The sequence below is a fragment of the Frigidibacter albus genome, from assembly GCF_009908165.1.
Taxonomy (GTDB): domain Bacteria; phylum Pseudomonadota; class Alphaproteobacteria; order Rhodobacterales; family Rhodobacteraceae; genus Frigidibacter; species Frigidibacter albus.
In genome coordinates this window covers 100,191-116,413 of record NZ_JAAAUC010000006.1, presented here as the reverse complement: position 1 = coordinate 116,413, position 16,223 = coordinate 100,191, and the positions used below count along the sequence as shown (strand labels likewise).

Genomic DNA, 16,223 nt, shown 5'->3' with positions numbered 1-16,223 from the left:
TGGGGAACGCGTATTTGCGGGCAACCCGGTTGCCAAGAAGGCCGACTAGGAGGAGAGTTGGCTTTCAAAACGAAAAAGGGAGGCTCGCGCCTCCCTTTTTTGTTGTCTGATCGCCAGTAGGGCGAGCCCGCCGCGAGGGCGGGCCGCAGGCCGTTACAGCAGCCTGCGTTCCACTTCCTCGCGCTCGAAGATCTCGATGACATCGCCTGCGCGAATGTCTTCGTAATTCTCGAAGGCCATACCGCATTCCTGGCCAGAGATGACTTCCTTCACCTCGTCCTTGAAGCGCTTCAGCGTCTTCAGCGTGCCTTCGTGGATCACCACGTTGTCGCGCAGCAGGCGCACCCCGGCGGACCGGCGGGCAACACCTTCGGTGACGAGACAGCCGGCAACCATGCCGACGTTCGACACCTTGAAGACTTCCTTGATCGTCGCATACCCGATGAAGGTTTCGCGGATCTCGTTCTTCAGCAGGCCAGAGGCGGCGGCCTTCACGTCGTCGACCAGATCGTAGATCACCGAGTAGTAGCGGATCTCGACGCCCTTCTGGTTGGCGGCGGCACGGGCCGGCGCATTGGCCCGCACGTTGAAGCCGATGACCGGCGCGCCTGAAGCTTCGGCCAGACCGATATCGCTCTCGGTGATGGCGCCGACACCCGAATGCAGCACGCGCACGCGCACCTCTTCGTTGCCGATCTTCTCCATCGCCTGGATGATCGCCTCGGCAGAACCCTGCACGTCGGCCTTCACCAGGATCGGCAGCTCCGACACGTTCTTGTCGGCCTTGGCCTTCGCCATCAGCTGTTCCATCGTGGTCGCGGCACCGGCAGCGGCACGCTTGTCGCGCGTCACCTGATCGCGGTAATCCGCAATCTCGCGGGCCTGCGCCTCGGTCTCGACGACGTTCAGCACGTCGCCGGCCTCGGGCGTTCCGTTGAGACCCAGCACCTCGACCGGAACCGACGGCCCGGCCTCGTCGACGCGCTCCCCCTTGTCGTTGATCAGGGCGCGAACCTTGCCCCACTGCGCGCCGACGACGAAGATGTCGCCCTTGTGCAGCGTGCCATGCTCGATCAGCACGGTGGCGACGGGGCCGCGGCCCACATCCAGCTTGGCCTCGATCACCGCGCCGGCAGCGGCGCGTTTCGGGTTGGCCCGCAGGTCGAGAATCTCTGCCTGAAGCGCGATGCTTTCCAGCAGCAGGTCAAGCCCTTTGCCGGTCGTCGCCGACACCTCGACGTCGAGCACGTCGCCGCCCATCTGTTCGACGACAACCTCGTGCTGCAGCAGCCCGGTCCGCACTTTTTGCGGGTTGGCCGACGGCTTGTCGCATTTGTTGATCGCCACGATCATCGGCACGTTGGCGGCCCGCGCATGGGCAATCGCCTCGACCGTCTGCGGCATCACCGCATCGTCGGCGGCAACCACCAGCACCACGATATCCGTCACCTGGGCACCGCGGGCACGCATCGACGTGAACGCAGCGTGGCCCGGCGTGTCGAGGAAGGTCAGCACCGCACCCGAATCGGTGGTCACCTGATAGGCGCCGATATGCTGGGTGATGCCGCCAGCTTCGCCCGACACGACACTGGTCTTGCGGATCGCATCCAGCAGCGAGGTCTTGCCGTGGTCGACATGGCCCATGATCGTCACGATCGGCGGGCGCGGTATCAGGTCTTCATCGGCGTCCAGCACCTTGTGGATGACCTGTTCCACATCCGAGTCGGACACACGCACTGCCTTGTGGCCGAATTCCTCGATCACCAGTTCCGCAGTATCCGCGTCGATCGGCTCGTTCATGCTGACCATCAGGCCCATCTTCATCAGCGACTTCACCACATCGGCGGCGCGTTCGGCCATCCGGTTGGCAAGTTCCTGAACAACGATGGTTTCGGGCAGCTGGACGTCACGCACCATCTTCTCGGCGCGCTGGCCCATGCCCATCGCCTTCTGGCGGGCCTTGTCCTGCTTGCGCTTCATCGCGGCGAGCGAGCGCGTGCGCCCGCCTTCGCCGTTCAGCGCCTCGTTCAGCGACAGTCGGCCGGTCCGGCGGCTGTCTTCGGTGCCCTTGCCCTTGCCACGCGCATCACGGTCGGCCGCGGCATCACGCTCGCGGTCGGTCTTGCGGGGGGCAGCGGCGGTGACGCCTTTGGTCGCGGCACGAGACGCCGCGGCTTCGGCAGCGGCCGGATCGGCCGGCTTGTCCGAGGCTGCGGGCTTGCGCACATCTTCTTTCTTCTGGGCGCGGATCTCGGCTTCGCGCACCTTGCGGGCATCTTCCTCGGCTTTCAGCCGCAGGGCTTCCTGATGCTCGCGCTCTTCGCGTTCCTTCGCCTCGATCTCGGCGCGGCGCCGGTCGCGCTCTTCCTCGCGGGTTTTCTCGTCTGCCACGCGTTGCGCAGTCTCTTCGACCTCACGCGCCTTCGCGGCACGCAGGGCGCTAAGACGGCGCTCCATCTCGACGTCGGAAATCCCGGCGGGGCGCTTCGACGGATCGCCCAAGGCGCCGGTGCCGGTGCCCTTGCCCGGGGGCGTCCCGGGTTTTGGCACCACGACACGCTTGCGCTTCGTCTCGACCAGCACGCTTTTCGTCCGGCCGTGGGAGAAGCTTTGCTTCACCTGACCGGAACGCCCGCTGCCGAGCCCAAGGGGTTTTTTGCCGTCACTATCGCTCATGCCGAATTCGTATCCTTCCCGGCGGTCCTGCCGCCGTCGTGCTTGCCTTCGATGGCCTTGCTACGCAGACCCGAAAGCTTTGCCGCTTCCTCTACAACACGCCGTGCGAGTCCGCCAGCCGCAAGCGCGCCGTGTATCGCATGTTCGCGCCCGAATGCCAAACCCAATTCCTGGGCTGTCAGGCACCCGAAATACCGCCCGCCGGGCGGCGTCCAAAGCTTGGTCTTGCCGCGCTCGGACCCGTCCGAGGCTTGCAGCAGAACCTTGGCCCTCCCTTGGGCCAGCCACTCTTTCACCTTTTCGAACCCGGTCACCGCGCCGCCGGCCTTGCGGGCCAGCGACACCAGATGCACCACGCGGTCCGCCAGCATCGTCTCGACCCGGTCCACCAGATCGGGCGGAACGATCACCGGCTGCTTGGCCGCGCGGGCAAACAGGCCCTTCTTCGCAGCCTTCTCCAGCGCGTCGCGGTCTGCGGTCACCCACATCCCGCGGCCCGGCAGTTTCTCCGAAAGGTCGGCCACGACGGTTCCGTCGGGCGCGACAACAAAGCGGATCAGCCCGGCTTTCGGCTGCGTCTCGCCAGTGGCAATGCACCGGCGCTCCGTCTCGTCTTCGCTCTTGTCACGGCCTCCACGCGTCATGGCTGTCCTCCGGGGCCCTTCCTCAGGCCTCGTCCTCCGCCACAGGCGCTTCGGCGTCGCCAGCAAGCTCCGAGGGGTCGACCCAGCCCAGCTGGATCCGCGCCGTCATCACCAGATGCTGCGCTTCCTCCAGGCTCATGTCGAATTTCTCGAGGATGCCTTCGTCCTTCACGCGCTCGCCATTGACCGTGGTCCAGCCGCCGGCCAGCTCCCAGTCGGCGCAGGTGGCGAAGTCTTCCAGCGTCTTCACGTCATCTTTCGCCAGCGCCTCCACCATCTGGGGAGTCAGGCCCTCGAATTCAATAAGGCTGTCCTCGACACCCAGTTCGCGGGCCGCTTCCAGCGCCTTGCTGTTCAGCGCCTCGATATGGTCGCGGGCCCGGGCCTGCAGTTCGGCGGCGGTCGCATCATCGACGCCCTCGATCACCAGCAGCTCTTCAAGGTCGACATAGGCGACCTCTTCAAGATTGGTGAAGCCTTCCGACACCAGCAGCTGCGCGAAGGTCTCGTCCAGGTCCAGCGCGGCCATGAACATCCCGGTGCGGTCGGCGAATTCGGCCTGGCGCCGCTCGGATTCCTGCGCTTCAGTCAGGATGTCGATGTCGAGCCCTGTCAGCTGGCTGGCAAGGCGCACGTTCTGGCCGCGGCGGCCGATGGCCAGCGACAGCTGTTCATCGGGCACCACCACCTCGATGCGGTTCGCCTCTTCGTCGATCACAACCTTCGATACTTCGGCCGGCTGCAGCGCGTTCACGAGGAAAGTCGCCTGATCCTCGTTCCACGGAATGATGTCGATCTTCTCGCCCTGCAGCTCGTTCACCACGGCCTGCACACGGCTGCCGCGCATACCGACGCAGGCGCCGACCGGGTCGATGGAGCTGTCATAGCTGATGACGGCGATCTTGGCGCGGCTGCCCGGATCGCGGGCCACGGCCTTGATCTCGATGATGCCGTCATAGATTTCGGGCACTTCCATCTTGAACAGCTCGGCCATGAACTGCGGATCGGTCCGCGACAGGAACACCTGCGGGCCCCGGGCCTCGCGGCGCACGTCCTTGATGTACGAGCGGATGCGGTCGTTCGGGCGATAGCTTTCGCGGCCGATCTTCTCGTTCCGGCGCAGGATGGCTTCGCCGCGGCCGATATCCACGATGATGTTGCCGTATTCCTCGCGCTTGACCACACCGTTGATGATGGTGCCCTTGCGGCCTTCGAACTCTTCGAACTGACGGTCCCGCTCGGCTTCGCGGACCTTCTGCAAGATCACCTGCTTCGCCGATTGCGCGGCGATGCGGCCCAGATCGACCGGGGGAACCTCTTCGATGATCTCGTCACCGATCTTGGGGTCGGCCAGAAACTGCTTGGCCTGCACGACGGTCATCTGCGCCTGATAGCTTTCGACGGCGTCATCCTCGACAACCGTCCGCACCCGGGTGAACTGCGCGCGCCCCGTCTTGCGGTCGATGGTCACGCGGATGTCCATCTCGGACCCGTAGCGGGACTTCGCTGCGCGGGCGAGCGATTCCTCCATCGCCTGGATGACGAGCTCGGGGTCGATCATCTTCTCGCGGGCAACCGCCTCGGCGGTCTGCAGAAGTTCCAGCTGGTTTGCGGAAGTGATGGCCATTCTCACGCCTCCTTGGACGGGTCAGAGTCTGTATCGGTTTCGTCGGTTTCGGTTTCGATGTCGTCGAACTGGTCCTCGTCGACGATGCCGGCCGCCTTGCGCTGGCGCAGCATCTCGGCGATCAGCTCATCGGTCAGGATCAGCTTGGCATCGGTCAGCCAGTCGAATTTCAGGCCGATGGTCTGGATGCCATTGGCGCCGTCCTCGATGTTGATCAGCACCTCGTCGGCCTCGGTGCCGACCAGGATGCCCTTGAAACGCTTGCGCCCGTCGATCTGGGCCTCGGTCTCGATGCGGGCCTCATAGCCTTCCCACATGTCGAAATCCTTGAGCCGGGTCAGCGGTCGGTCGATCCCGGGGCTGGAGACCTCAAGATAATAGTTGTCCTCGATCGGGTCTTCGACATCGAGAACCGCCGACACCGCGGTCGACACCTTGGCACAATCATCGACATCGATGCCGCCTTCGGGCCGGTCGGCCATGATCTGCAGCGTCTTGGTCTGCCCGCCCATCAGGCGGATGCGGACCAGCTCGAACCCCAGGCCCTCGATGGCCGGGCCGACGATTTCGGCCAGCTTGCGGTCGATGGCGGTCTTGGCGATCAGGTCGCTCATGTTCCGATCCTTAAAAACAAAAAACGGGCCGTGGCGGCCCGTTGCAAGCTCCGGTGGGCCGCCGGGTTTGGACCCCGGTAGCGCCGCTGTTGAAGGGCCATATACGCAAGCGGCGACGAGTCTGCAAGCCTGATCGCGTTCAGCCCTGCCGCGGGTTGAAGCGCCAGACCCAAAGGTTCAGCGCCGCCGCCGTGATCAGCCATGCGAGATAAGGCACGATCAGGAGCCCCGCCACGGTATCCAGCGCCCAGAAGGTGACCAGCATCCCCACCACTGCGACCAGCAGGCCCGCCATCACCAGCAGCGCCGTGAACATCCGGTGCGCGCCGAAGAACACCGGCGTCCACAGGGTGTTGAACGCGATCTGCATCGCCCAGAAAGCCAGCGCCTGCCCGTTGCCGGGCAGCACCGCCACCCGCGTCGCGGCATAGCTGGAGAACAGGTAAAGCACCGTCCACACCACCGGAAATGCCCAGTTCGGCGGCGTCCAGGTGGGCTTGTTCAGCCCGACATACCAGGCGCCCGGCTTGAACAGGAAGCCCGTAGAGGCAGCAGCGGCCGAGGCGGCAAGGAAGGTCAGGAACAGCGGGAAGGTGATCATGAGGTATCCGTTCAGGAGGGAGGGGACAAACGCGGCGCGCTGCCGTCAGGGTCCGTCGCGCAGCGCGTTCATCACCCGGACAAGCTCGGCGCTGATCCCGGGCTCCGACAGCGCGTGCCCCGCCGCCGGCACCATACGCAGATCGGCTCGGCCCCAGCCCTCGGCCAGCTTCCAGGCCGACACTGGCGGGCAGATCATGTCGTAGCGGCCCTGCACGATGGTGGCAGGGATATGCTCGATCCGGCCGCGCTGGCGCAGGATCTGGCCGTCCTCCTCGAGAAAGGCGGAATTGCGGAAGTAGTGGTTCTCCAGCCGGGCGAAGGCGCGGGCATAGTCGGGCGGCGCCTCGCCGATCGGCAGGGCATGGTCCACCGTCGCCAGCGCGTTCTCCCAATGCGCCCAGATCCGGGCGTGGCGCGCTTCGGTGGTGTAGTCGCCGCAGAACAGCCGCCGGTGATAGGCCGCGATCAGGTCGCCGCGCTCGTCCTCGGGGATCGGGCGCAGGAACTCGGCCCAGAGATCGGGCCAGAACGCCCCCGCCCCGCCGCCATAGAACCAGTCCAGCTCTGCCTGCGTCGCCAGGAACACCCCCCGCAGCACCAGATGCGCCACCCGGTCCGGATGCGCCTGCGCATAGATCAGCGCCAGCGTCGCGCCCCAGCTGCCGCCGAACACGATCCAGCGGTCGATGCCAAGCGCCTCGCGGATCCGCTCGATATCGGCGACCAGGTGCCATGTGGTGTTGGCCGCAACCTCGGCATGGGGGCGGGATCGCCCGCAGCCACGCTGGTCGAACAGCACCGTGCGATACACCGCGGGGTCGAAGTAGCGCCGCATCGCCGGCGAGCATCCGCCCCCCGGCCCGCCATGCAGCACGACCACCGGCAGGCCCTGCGCATGCCCGCATTGCTCGACATAGAGGCGGTGCCCATCGCCCACCTCCAGCATCCGCTGATCGAACGGATCAGCCGGCGGATAGAGATAGGCGCCGGGCGCGCGCTTTTGACCTGCGGTTCTGTCCATGATCGGACTATATAACGCAAAACGATTGCCCGCTACCGCCGGGCGCATTTGCCGAGGACCATCATGACAGCTGCCAGCCCCAACACCGTCGATCCTGCCGAAGTGGCGAAATTCGAGGCGATGGCCGCAGAATGGTGGGACCCGAATGGCAAGTTTCGCCCGCTGCACCTGATGAACCCCTGCCGGCTGGACTACATCACCCGCCAGATCGCGGCAGAGTTCGGGAGGGATCTGACCTCGGAGGCCCCCTTCGCCGGGCTGCGCCTGCTGGATATCGGCTGCGGAGGCGGGCTGCTGGCCGAACCGATGGCGCGGCTGGGGGCAACGGTCGTCGGCGCCGATGCCGCCCCGCGCAACATCCCGGTGGCGCAATTGCACGCGGAACAATCGGGGCTGCAGATCGACTATCGCCACACCACCGCCGAGGCGCTGGCGGCGGCGGGCGAGCAGTTCGACGTGGTGCTGAACATGGAGGTGGTGGAGCATGTGGCCAGCCCGCTGGACTACCTGACCGCCTGCCGGCAGTTGCTGAAACCGGGCGGGCTGATGGTCTGCTCTACCCTCAACCGCAATGCCAAGTCGTTCATGATGGCGATCGTCGGCGCGGAATGGGTGATGCGCTGGCTGCCCAAGGGCACGCATGACTGGGCGAAGTTCATCACGCCCGATGAGCTTTACGGGCTGCTGCGCCAGGCAGGGCTGGATCCGGTGGACCGGCAGGGCATGGTCTTCAACCCGCTTGGCTGGTCGTGGTCGCTGTCGCCCCGCGACCTGAGCGTGAACTACGTCACCACCAGCGTGAAGCGCGCCTGAGGGTCAGTCCTTGCGCGGGTCCGGCTTCGGCTCGCCCTTCTTGAACTCTTCGGGGCGGTGCGCGCTGCCCTCATGATCATCCTGATCGTTCTGGTGGCGCGTGGTCTTGGGGCGTTTCTCTTCGGCGGGCTTCGGCGAATTGGGCATGGCGATGGTCCTTCTGCTGCAGCCCAACGCGGCCAGGCCACGAAGGTTCAGTCGGCCAGACCCAGCCGGCTGCGGAATTCCCGCAGCACCGGCAGCACGGCGCGGACCTTGTCAGCCCCCACGGCCTTCACCACCTCTGACAGTACCGGGGTCAGCGCCGCCACCGCCGCATCGCGGGCCGCGCGCCCGGCCGGGCTGATCGACACGAACTTGCGGCGGGCATCGTCCCAATCGGGACGGATATGCACATGCCCGGCCCACTCCAGTTTCGACAGGGTGTTGGTCATCGCGCCGCGCGTCACATGGAAGGTCAGCGCCAACTGCGCCGGGGTGCGTTCCTCCTGCGAGCGGGCCAGATGGTTCAGCACCGAGAAATGCGAGATTTCCATGCCCTTGGGCAGCGCCTTCTGCACCACGCCGCGCGCAAGCTGGTCGGCCATGAACACCTCGGCGAACAGCGCCGCGGCCAGCGATTCGATGTGCTGATCGTCCAGCTCCGTCATCGGGGGTGGCCCATGATCAGGGCGGCGCGCATTCGCTTAGCCCTTCAGCAGCGCGTCAAGCTTGCCGGCCCGGTCCAGCGCATGGATGTCATCCGACCCGCCGACCGCCTGCCCGCCGATGAAGATCTGCGGCACCGTATGGCGGCCCTTGGCGCGCTGCATCATCTCGGCGCGCTTGGCAGCATCGGAACTGACATCGGTTTCCTCGAAGGCAACACCCTTCGCTGTCAGCAGCCGTTTGGCCGCGACGCAATAGGGGCACCAGGGGGTGGTATAGATTTCAACGCGTTGCATGATCGGTCCTTGTAGCTGTCAAGGACCATATAAGGAGTCAGCCGTCCTTCGCAACGCGCGCAAGCGCCACAATCGAAACAGAGGACGCCCCCGCCGCCCGCAGCGCGTCGGCCGCGGCGGCAAAGGTGGCGCCTGAGGTCATCACGTCATCGACGATCAGCACGCTTCGCCCGGCAAGCGCCTTGGCGCGAGCAGGGTTGACACGAATCGCCTCTGCCATGTTTTCGAACCGCTCTTGCCGACCGCGGCCCTCCTGGCTTGGCGTGGCGCGGATGCGGTGCAGCAGGTCGGGGCAATGGTCCAGCCCCGCCAGACGCGCCAGAGCGCCCGACAGCAGCGCCGACTGGTTGAAGCGCCTCTTGAGGAACCGCCGCCAGTGCAGCGGGATCGGCGCGACCAGCATCCCCGCCTGCAGGATCGGCGCGGCCGCGGCGGCAAGCCAGCCCGCCATCGGCCGCGCCAGTTCCAGCCTGTCGCCATGCTTCAGCGCCAGCACCAGCCGCCGCCCGGTATCGCGATAGACCAGCGCCGCGCGGCCCCGGTCCCAGGGGCGGGCGATGGTCAGGCAATCGTCGCAGAACTCCGCCCGGTCGTCCGCGTCCCCGGGCAACGGCGTTCCGCATTTGTCGCAGGCGAGCCCGCGGATGAAGCCGGTTTCGCGCCAGCAGTCGGGGCAGAGGCCGAACTCCTCCGTCACCGCGCCGCCGCAGGAGATGCATTGCGGCGGGAACAGCAGTCGCAAACCGCGCCGGAGCCCGCTTTGCATTCCCTCTCGAAGCCCCGTAAGCTCTGCACCCATGCTGCCCCCCTCCGCCCCTCCGCCCCTGACTGACCGCAAGGCACTGGCCCTGCACCGAGCCCGCGCGGTTGCGCGGGGCGCGGACCTGTTCCTGCACGAGGATGCGGCCGACGAGATCCAGCAAAGGCTGAGCGAGGTTAACAGAACGTTTACGGCGCCGGCGATCGTGACGGGTTTCCCGGAGTTCTGGCGCGATGTGCTGCCCGGCGCGCGGGTGGTGCCTGATGACGATCGGCTCGATCTGGTGGACGGGGCGCATGACCTGGTGATCCACGCGATGTGCCTGCACTGGGCGAACGACCCGGTGGGGCAGATCGTGCAGTGCCGCCGCGCGCTGGCGCCGGACGGGCTGTTCCTGGGGGTGCTGTTCGGCGGGCAGACGCTGGCGGAACTGCGCAGCGCGATGGCCGAGGCCGAGGTGGCGCTGACCGGCGGCCTCTCGCCCCGGGTGCTGCCGATGGGCGAGATCCGCGATCTGGGCGGGCTGCTGCAGCGCGCCGGGCTGGCGCTGCCGGTGGCCGATGCCGCGGTGAAGACGGTGCATTACCGCGACCTGGCGCATCTGATCCGCGACCTGCGCGGCATGGGCGAGACCAACGCCCTGGCCGCGCGCCGCCCCGGCCCGCTGCCACGCCCGGTGCTGGTCCGCGCGGCAGAGGTCTATGCCCAGAGCTTCCCCGCCCCCGACGGCCGCATCCGCGCCAGTTTCGAGACAATCTTCCTGACCGGCTGGGCGCCGCATGAAGGCCAGCAAAAGCCGCTGCGCCCCGGATCGGCGACGCACCGGCTGGCCGATGCGCTGCGCATCCCTGGGGAGGGGTCAGACTGAGGCCAAGGCAGCCTCGTCCAGCGCTGCAAGGAAGCGCTCCGACCACCAATGCACATCCTCGCGCAGCAGGCCCTCCATCAGCGCCTCATAGCGCCGGCTACGCTCTGACCGGGGCATGGTCAGCGCCGTCAGCATCGTCGCTGCGATCTGCTCGTCATCATGCGGGTTGACCATCAGCGCCTCGGTCATCTGCTCGGCGGCCCCGGCAAAGCGGCTGAGGATCAGGACGCCCGGATCGTCGGGGTTCTGCGCCGCGATGAATTCCTTCGCCACAAGGTTCATCCCGTCCATCAGCGGCGTCACCAGCGCCACATGCGCGGCGCGGTAGAGGCCCGCAAGCGTTTCGCGCGGGATCGGGCGGTGGATGTAGCGGATCGGGGCCCAGGTGATGTCGGCGAAGCGGCCGTTGATGCGCCCCGCAAGATGCTCCAGCTCGTCGCGGATATCGTCATAGGCCTTCACCCCCTCGCGCGTGGGCGGCGAGATCTGCAGCAGGGACACATGCCGGTGCCAGTCCTCATGCCGTTCCAGAAAGGTGCCGAAGGCGCGGAAGCGCTGCGGCAGGCCCTTGGAATAGTCCAGCCGGTCCACCCCGATCATCATCTGCCGGGTGGGTTTGACGATGCCCTGCGGCAGCATCTCGAACTGCTCGGCCGCCAGTTTGGCAAAGTCGGCGGCGTCGATGCCGATGGGGAAGGCAACGACGCGGGTGCTCTCCTTGCCAAGCCGCAGGGTATCGCCCTCGCCCTCCTCTGCCCCGCCCAGCAGGGTCAGGCCGACGCGGGCATGGACCACATCGCGTTCGACCTGCAGGCCGACCAGATCATACCGCATCAGCCATTTGCACATCTCGGCCCCGTAGGGCATCGCCTGCATCGCCAGATGCGTGGGGAACGGCGTGTGCAGGAAGAAACCGATGGCGTTCTTCGCCCCCAGCAGCCGCAGCTCATGCGCCAGCGGCATCAGGTGGAAGTCATGCACCCACAGCCGGTCATCGGGGCGCAAGATGCCGTGCAGCATCTTCGCCAGCCGCCGGTTCACGCTGCGATAGGCATCGTAATACTCGCCGCGGATTTCCATCAGGTCGGTGCGGTCGTGGAACAGCGGCCAGAGCACCGAATTGGCGTAGCCGGCGTAGTAGTTGTCCTTGTCCTCGGGCGAGAGGTCGAAGCTCAGCCGCCGGAACTTGCCGCCCTCGATCTCGGTGAAGGTGTCCGACGGATTCTCGACCGTTTCGGCGGCAGAGCCGATCCAGATCCCTCCCGTCCGCTCCAGCACATCGGCCAGGGCCACGACGAGGCCCCCGGTCGGGTTGGGGCCAAGGGGGATGCGGTTGGAAATGCAGATGAGCCTGCCCATGAAAATCGTCTCCTGTTCAGGTTTCTGTCGCTGCCGCAAGCCAGGCGCGGACGGCATCGGGGCTGGCAAGTCGCCAGCGCGCCGCGCTTGCACCCTCGCCGACCTTCACGCCTATCCCGCCAAGCTCTTGCGCCCAGATCAGCGCCGGTTCGTCGGTGGTATCGTCGCCCAGATAGACCGGCCGGCGCCCGGCGAAGGGCGCGGCATCAGCCACAAGGCGCAGGGCGGTGTCCTTGGTCGCGCCTTCGGGGCGCAGCTCGAAGGCCATCTTGGCGGGTTGCAGGGTCAGGCCGGGATGCAGGGAGATCATCTCCGAGGCAAAGGCGCGGGCCATGGCTTCGGCCTCGGGCCTGCTGCGGAAGTGGATGGCGGCGCCATGCGGCTTGGGCTCGGCCAGCAGGCCGTTGGCCGCGGCAAACTCGGCAAACCGGGCGTGCAGCGCGGCAAGGTCTACGGAATGGCTCGCGCCCGGCAGATCCAGCCCCCGGCTTTCGGCGCCGTGGCTGCCGATCAGCGGGCCGGTGAACCGCGGCAGGAACCCCGCCAGCTCTCCCATCGCGCGGCCCGAGACAAGCGCCAGCGCGCCCCCGCACATCGCGTGCAGGTCCATCAGCATCTCTGCCAGCCCCTCCGGAACCTGCACCGCATCGGGGCGCAGCGCGATGTCGACAAGCGTGCCGTCGAAATCCAGAAAAATCGCATCCTCCTCGGGAACCAGTGCGGGCGGCGCGGTGTTGAGGGTGTCAGTCGTCATCCAATGTCCTGTCCTTGCGGGTTTCTGCGGGCGGCTGCGTCCATCCGTCGATTGACCCTGTGTCAAAACGGGTTATGTGCGGTTCGGTTCCGACAAACGCAGCCAGATCGCTCTCAGACCCAGGACAGATCCCATGAACGAGACCCTTCGCGCCCCCCGACTGATGCATGCGCCTGCCGATCATCCGCCGGTCCCTGCCGCGAAGATCGGGATCCTGATCGCCAATCTGGGCACGCCCGATGGCTATGACTACTGGTCCATGCGACGTTACCTGAACGAGTTCCTGTCGGACAAGCGCGTGATCGACTACCCGTCATGGAAGTGGCAGCCGATCCTGCAGGCCATCGTGCTGACCAAACGCCCCTTCAGCTCTGGCGCGAACTACAAGCTGATCTGGAACACCGAGGCGGATGAAAGCCCGCTGATGACGATCACCAAGGCTCAGGTGGCCAAACTGGCCGCAGAAGTGGCCACGCGCTATGGCTCCGAGGTCATGGTGGACTACTGCATGCGCTACGGCAACCCCTCGACCAAGTCGGTGGTCGACCGGATGGTGAAGGCGGGGTGCGAGAAGATCCTGTTCTTCCCGCTTTACCCCCAATATGCCGGTGCCACTTCGGCGACCGCCAATGACGAATTCTTCCGCGCAATGATGACGCAGAAGCGGCAGCCTGCGGTGCGCACCACCCCCGAGTATTTCGACCATCCCCTCTACATCGAAGCGCTGGCGCAGTCGGTGGAGCGGGGCTATGCCGCGCTGGAGCGCAAGCCCGATGTGCTGGTCGCCTCCTATCACGGGATGCCCAAGCGCTATCTGATGGAAGGCGACCCCTACCATTGCCAGTGCCAAAAGACGTCGCGCCTGCTGCGTGAACGGCTGGGCTGGGACAAGGGCGCGATCGACACAACCTTCCAGTCGGTCTTCGGCCCCGAGGAGTGGCTGAAGCCTTACACGGTAGAGCATGTCGCCGAATTGGCGCGTCAAGGCAAAAAACACATTGCCGTGATTTCCCCCGCCTTCTCGGCCGACTGCATCGAGACGCTGGAAGAGATCAACGGCGAGATCCGGGAAGCCTTCGAGCATGCGGGCGGCGAGAGCTTCACCTACATCCCCTGCCTTAACGACGATGACGCCCACATCGCCGCACTGATGGCGGTGATCGGCGACAATCTGGCGGGCTGGATTCGCTGAGCCGCGGCTTGTCCTGATGCGGCACATCTGCATCAGGGCGCGGCCAGGATGTCACGCCGGAGCCCGCGCCAACGGCCCCCGGAAATAGAAAAAGGCGGTGGAGACCACCGCCTTTTTACGATCAGACCTTGCGGCCTGGATCTGATTAGTCTGCCGAAACGACGGCAGCAACCAGGATCAGCAGCAGGATCGGAACGATGATGCCAGCGGACGAGGACGAGGTGTCCTCGACGATGACTTCCGGCTGAACGATCGGTTCAACATAGCCGCCGGCGAAAGCGGTGGAAGCGGCAACCGACAGAGCAGCGGCGAGCGCGATTTTCTTCATGATAACCTCCAGTTAGGCCCTAGGACGATTTTGTGAGGACGGCATAGGGCTCTCAAGTCTGTACCTCGTGTCTCCGTCTAACCAGCATCCGAAACGTTTTGCAACGGGCACCTTTTGGTCATGCTGCAGACGGCCTTCTGATGTCGTCAAATTAGCAACACCTGCGTGCCTACTTTCGCCAGGCTGAAAAGTTCCTCGATGTGGTCATTATAAAGCCCGACGCAGCCGTTGGACGACCGCCGCCCGATCTTGCGCGTGTCATGGGTGCCGTGGATCCGGTAATATTGCCACGAGAGGTACAGCGCATAGGGGCCCAGCGGGTTGTCAGGCGAGCCGCCTTCAACCACATCGGGCCAGTCGGGATTGCTCGCCTTCATCGACGGAGTCGGCCGCCAGGTCGGGGCAACGACCTTCTGCGTCACCTCGGTATGGCCCCGCCGCGTCAGCTCTTCGGACACCGGAACCGAGGTCGGGTAGAGCTTGTAGATCGTCTGATCCTCGGACCAGTAATGCAGCGCACGCGAGGTGATATCGACCAGGATCGCGCCATTGCGGGTGCTGTTGAAATAGGGCTGCCACTGCAACGAGCGGAAGCTGGAAGCATTGCGCCGGGTGCCGCTGGCGATGCTGCCTTCGACCTCTGTGCTGCCGTTCATCGACTGTGCCAGCGCCGGTGCGGCCAGCCCGGAGGCGAAGGCAGCGGCGGCAGTGCCAAGGAATGCACGGCGGCCGAACCCGCCGAGGCGATCTTCACTCATGTCTCTACTCCTCGATGGGTCGTCGTCCGGCTCTCTGGGCCAGATCGCCGTTCAGGATATTTGGTTTGCGGCACTGCCGCAAATCAAACCCGCGTAATTCGGCAGCTTCACGAAGGCTTGGGTTTGAACCCGTGCAAGCAAGGCTGTAATGCTGGCCGGCAACGGAACATCGGGCCAGAACCAATGACACCCATTCACGCACTCCTCCTCACCGCCGCCCTCGCGCTCTCGGCCTGCGCCACGGCAGAGCCGCCGCGGCTTGGACCCGATGGGCGGCCGATGCCGCGGGCCTACATGATCGCGCCGGGGCAAGAGGGGGCGATCCAGTATCGCCTGCTGGATTCGGTGAACGCCCTGCGCGCAGCACGGGGGGCGGCGCCGCTGCAACTCAACTCGGCCCTGAACGCCGCCGCCGCCACCCATTCGCGCGACATGGCTGTGCAGAACCGGCCCTGGCACTTTGGCTCTGACGGCTCCTCGCCGATCGACCGGGTGCGCCGCGCGGGCTACATGGGCACGATGCTGGGCGAGAACATCTCCGAGACCTTCGAGACGGAACTGGAAACCCTCTCTGCCTGGATGGGCGATGCGACCACGGCGGCGGTCGTCATCGATCCGGCGGCGCGCGATCTGGGCTTCGCCTGGTATCAGGAGCCAAGCGGCAAGCTGTGGTGGACGATGATTACCGGCGGCTGAATGCACGAAGGGCGGCCGCGGGGCCGCCCTTTCGCCTTTGGCAGCCCGAGGGCCTATGGCGCGATGATGATCGGCGTTCCGTCGCGCAGCATCGCATAGATATCCTCGATCTCCTTGTCCTTCACGGCGATGCAGCCCGCGGTCCAGTCCGGCGGCATACCCTTGGACTTGCCCGCCTGACCGTGGATGAAGATATCCCCGCCCGGAGACTTGCCCACAGCGCGCGCTGCCTCGCGGTCATAGGGGTTAGGGTAGGAGATGCCGACCGACAGGTGATAGGCGCTGTTGGGGTTGCGGCGGTCAATGTAGTAAACGCCTTCCGGCGTGCGGCCGTCCCCCTCGAACTGCTTGTGGCCCTGCGGCGCAAACCCAAGCGCAATGTCATAGGATTCCAGCACCTTGGTGTGGTGCAGCAGATACATCTTGCGGTCTGTCTTGTTCACATAGACCTGCGTGACCTCGGGGCCATTGTAGGTCTTGAACTTCGAATCCCCACAAGCCGCAAGAGTTGCGAGTCCTGCAAGCAGCAGAAGCGTTCTGATGAGGTGCATGAGGAAAAGGCCTGT

At 65.8% G+C, this 16,223-nt stretch carries 19 protein-coding genes; 4 read left to right on the top strand and 15 right to left on the bottom strand.

The annotated features are described in order from the left end of the window. Window positions 1-153: 153 nt before the first annotated feature. The 6 genes from infB to pip form a co-directional block, all read right to left on the bottom strand. Window positions 154-2,676, bottom strand: a complete 2,523-nt coding sequence (gene infB, locus GVY41_RS10890; RefSeq protein ID WP_161346336.1) for a translation initiation factor IF-2 — start codon at window positions 2,674-2,676, stop codon at window positions 154-156. After that, complete coding sequence (locus tag GVY41_RS10885; RefSeq protein WP_161346334.1) at window positions 2,673-3,320, bottom strand: RNA-binding protein; 648 nt, start codon at window positions 3,318-3,320, stop codon at window positions 2,673-2,675. Before GVY41_RS10885 ends, infB begins: the two co-directional genes overlap by 4 nt. Window positions 3,321-3,342: 22 nt before the next feature. After that, complete coding sequence (gene nusA, locus GVY41_RS10880) at window positions 3,343-4,947, bottom strand: transcription termination factor NusA (RefSeq protein WP_161346333.1); 1,605 nt, start codon at window positions 4,945-4,947, stop codon at window positions 3,343-3,345. A 2-nt stretch (window positions 4,948-4,949) separates the two neighbouring features. Continuing rightward, a complete protein-coding gene (gene rimP / locus GVY41_RS10875) occupies window positions 4,950-5,561 on the bottom strand; it encodes a ribosome maturation factor RimP (RefSeq protein ID WP_161346331.1) in 612 nt (203 codons plus the stop codon). Between the two features lie 139 nt (window positions 5,562-5,700). After that, complete coding sequence (gene tspO / locus GVY41_RS10870; protein WP_161346329.1) at window positions 5,701-6,162, bottom strand: tryptophan-rich sensory protein TspO; 462 nt, start codon at window positions 6,160-6,162, stop codon at window positions 5,701-5,703. 45 nt (window positions 6,163-6,207) lie between these two features. Further along, window positions 6,208-7,185 carry a prolyl aminopeptidase gene (gene pip / locus GVY41_RS10865; RefSeq protein WP_161346327.1) on the bottom strand — a complete coding sequence of 326 codons (978 nt, stop codon included), beginning with the start codon at window positions 7,183-7,185 and terminating at the stop codon, window positions 6,208-6,210. 63 nt (window positions 7,186-7,248) lie between these two features. Between pip and ubiG the strand changes: the two genes are divergently transcribed. Beyond that, window positions 7,249-7,998, top strand: coding sequence for a bifunctional 2-polyprenyl-6-hydroxyphenol methylase/3-demethylubiquinol 3-O-methyltransferase UbiG (ubiG, locus tag GVY41_RS10860; protein WP_161346325.1), 750 nt, complete (start codon window positions 7,249-7,251; stop codon window positions 7,996-7,998). 3 nt (window positions 7,999-8,001) lie between these two features. Here ubiG and GVY41_RS10855 read toward each other — a convergent pair whose 3' ends face one another. Genes GVY41_RS10855 through GVY41_RS10840 form a run of 4 tightly spaced genes read right to left on the bottom strand, consistent with a single transcriptional unit; the run spans window position 8,002 to window position 9,708 of the window. Next, window positions 8,002-8,145: a hypothetical protein gene (locus GVY41_RS10855; RefSeq protein WP_161346323.1), complete on the bottom strand. Its 144-nt coding sequence runs from the start codon at window positions 8,143-8,145 to the stop codon at window positions 8,002-8,004. 47 nt (window positions 8,146-8,192) lie between these two features. Then, window positions 8,193-8,648, bottom strand: coding sequence for a MarR family winged helix-turn-helix transcriptional regulator (locus tag GVY41_RS10850; RefSeq protein WP_161346321.1), 456 nt, complete (start codon window positions 8,646-8,648; stop codon window positions 8,193-8,195). A 36-nt stretch (window positions 8,649-8,684) separates the two neighbouring features. Continuing rightward, window positions 8,685-8,942, bottom strand: coding sequence for a glutaredoxin 3 (gene grxC / locus GVY41_RS10845; protein WP_161346319.1), 258 nt, complete (start codon window positions 8,940-8,942; stop codon window positions 8,685-8,687). Window positions 8,943-8,979: 37 nt separating this feature from the next. Further along, window positions 8,980-9,708 (bottom strand): ComF family protein, encoded by a 729-nt coding sequence (locus tag GVY41_RS10840; RefSeq protein WP_161346619.1) that lies wholly within the window; start codon window positions 9,706-9,708, stop codon window positions 8,980-8,982. Between the two features lie 31 nt (window positions 9,709-9,739). Here GVY41_RS10840 and GVY41_RS10835 point away from each other — a divergent pair, with 31 nt between their 5' ends. Continuing rightward, window positions 9,740-10,570 (top strand): methyltransferase domain-containing protein, encoded by an 831-nt coding sequence (locus GVY41_RS10835; protein WP_161346317.1) that lies wholly within the window; start codon window positions 9,740-9,742, stop codon window positions 10,568-10,570. On the opposite strand, the gene GVY41_RS10830 is transcribed toward GVY41_RS10835, so the two are convergent. Continuing rightward, window positions 10,562-11,929: an alpha,alpha-trehalose-phosphate synthase (UDP-forming) gene (locus tag GVY41_RS10830; RefSeq protein WP_161346315.1), complete on the bottom strand. Its 1,368-nt coding sequence runs from the start codon at window positions 11,927-11,929 to the stop codon at window positions 10,562-10,564. The genes GVY41_RS10835 and GVY41_RS10830 overlap by 9 nt on opposite strands. Before the next feature lie 16 nt (window positions 11,930-11,945). Continuing rightward, window positions 11,946-12,683 (bottom strand): trehalose-phosphatase, encoded by a 738-nt coding sequence (gene otsB / locus GVY41_RS10825; protein ID WP_161346313.1) that lies wholly within the window; start codon window positions 12,681-12,683, stop codon window positions 11,946-11,948. A gap of 133 nt (window positions 12,684-12,816) precedes the next feature. Here otsB and hemH point away from each other — a divergent pair, with 133 nt between their 5' ends. Further along, window positions 12,817-13,875 (top strand): ferrochelatase, encoded by a 1,059-nt coding sequence (gene hemH / locus GVY41_RS10820; protein WP_161346311.1) that lies wholly within the window; start codon window positions 12,817-12,819, stop codon window positions 13,873-13,875. Window positions 13,876-14,020: 145 nt separating this feature from the next. On the opposite strand, the gene GVY41_RS10815 is transcribed toward hemH, so the two are convergent. Continuing rightward, window positions 14,021-14,203, bottom strand: a complete 183-nt coding sequence (locus GVY41_RS10815; RefSeq protein ID WP_161346309.1) for a hypothetical protein — start codon at window positions 14,201-14,203, stop codon at window positions 14,021-14,023. 146 nt (window positions 14,204-14,349) lie between these two features. Then, window positions 14,350-14,961, bottom strand: coding sequence for a L,D-transpeptidase (locus GVY41_RS10810; protein ID WP_161346308.1), 612 nt, complete (start codon window positions 14,959-14,961; stop codon window positions 14,350-14,352). A gap of 183 nt (window positions 14,962-15,144) precedes the next feature. Here GVY41_RS10810 and dalA point away from each other — a divergent pair, with 183 nt between their 5' ends. After that, window positions 15,145-15,657, top strand: coding sequence for a divisome-associated lipoprotein DalA (gene dalA / locus GVY41_RS10805; RefSeq protein ID WP_161346306.1), 513 nt, complete (start codon window positions 15,145-15,147; stop codon window positions 15,655-15,657). A 53-nt stretch (window positions 15,658-15,710) separates the two neighbouring features. On the opposite strand, the gene GVY41_RS10800 is transcribed toward dalA, so the two are convergent. Further along, complete coding sequence (locus tag GVY41_RS10800) at window positions 15,711-16,208, bottom strand: L,D-transpeptidase family protein (protein WP_161346304.1); 498 nt, start codon at window positions 16,206-16,208, stop codon at window positions 15,711-15,713. Window positions 16,209-16,223 lie beyond the last annotated feature (15 nt).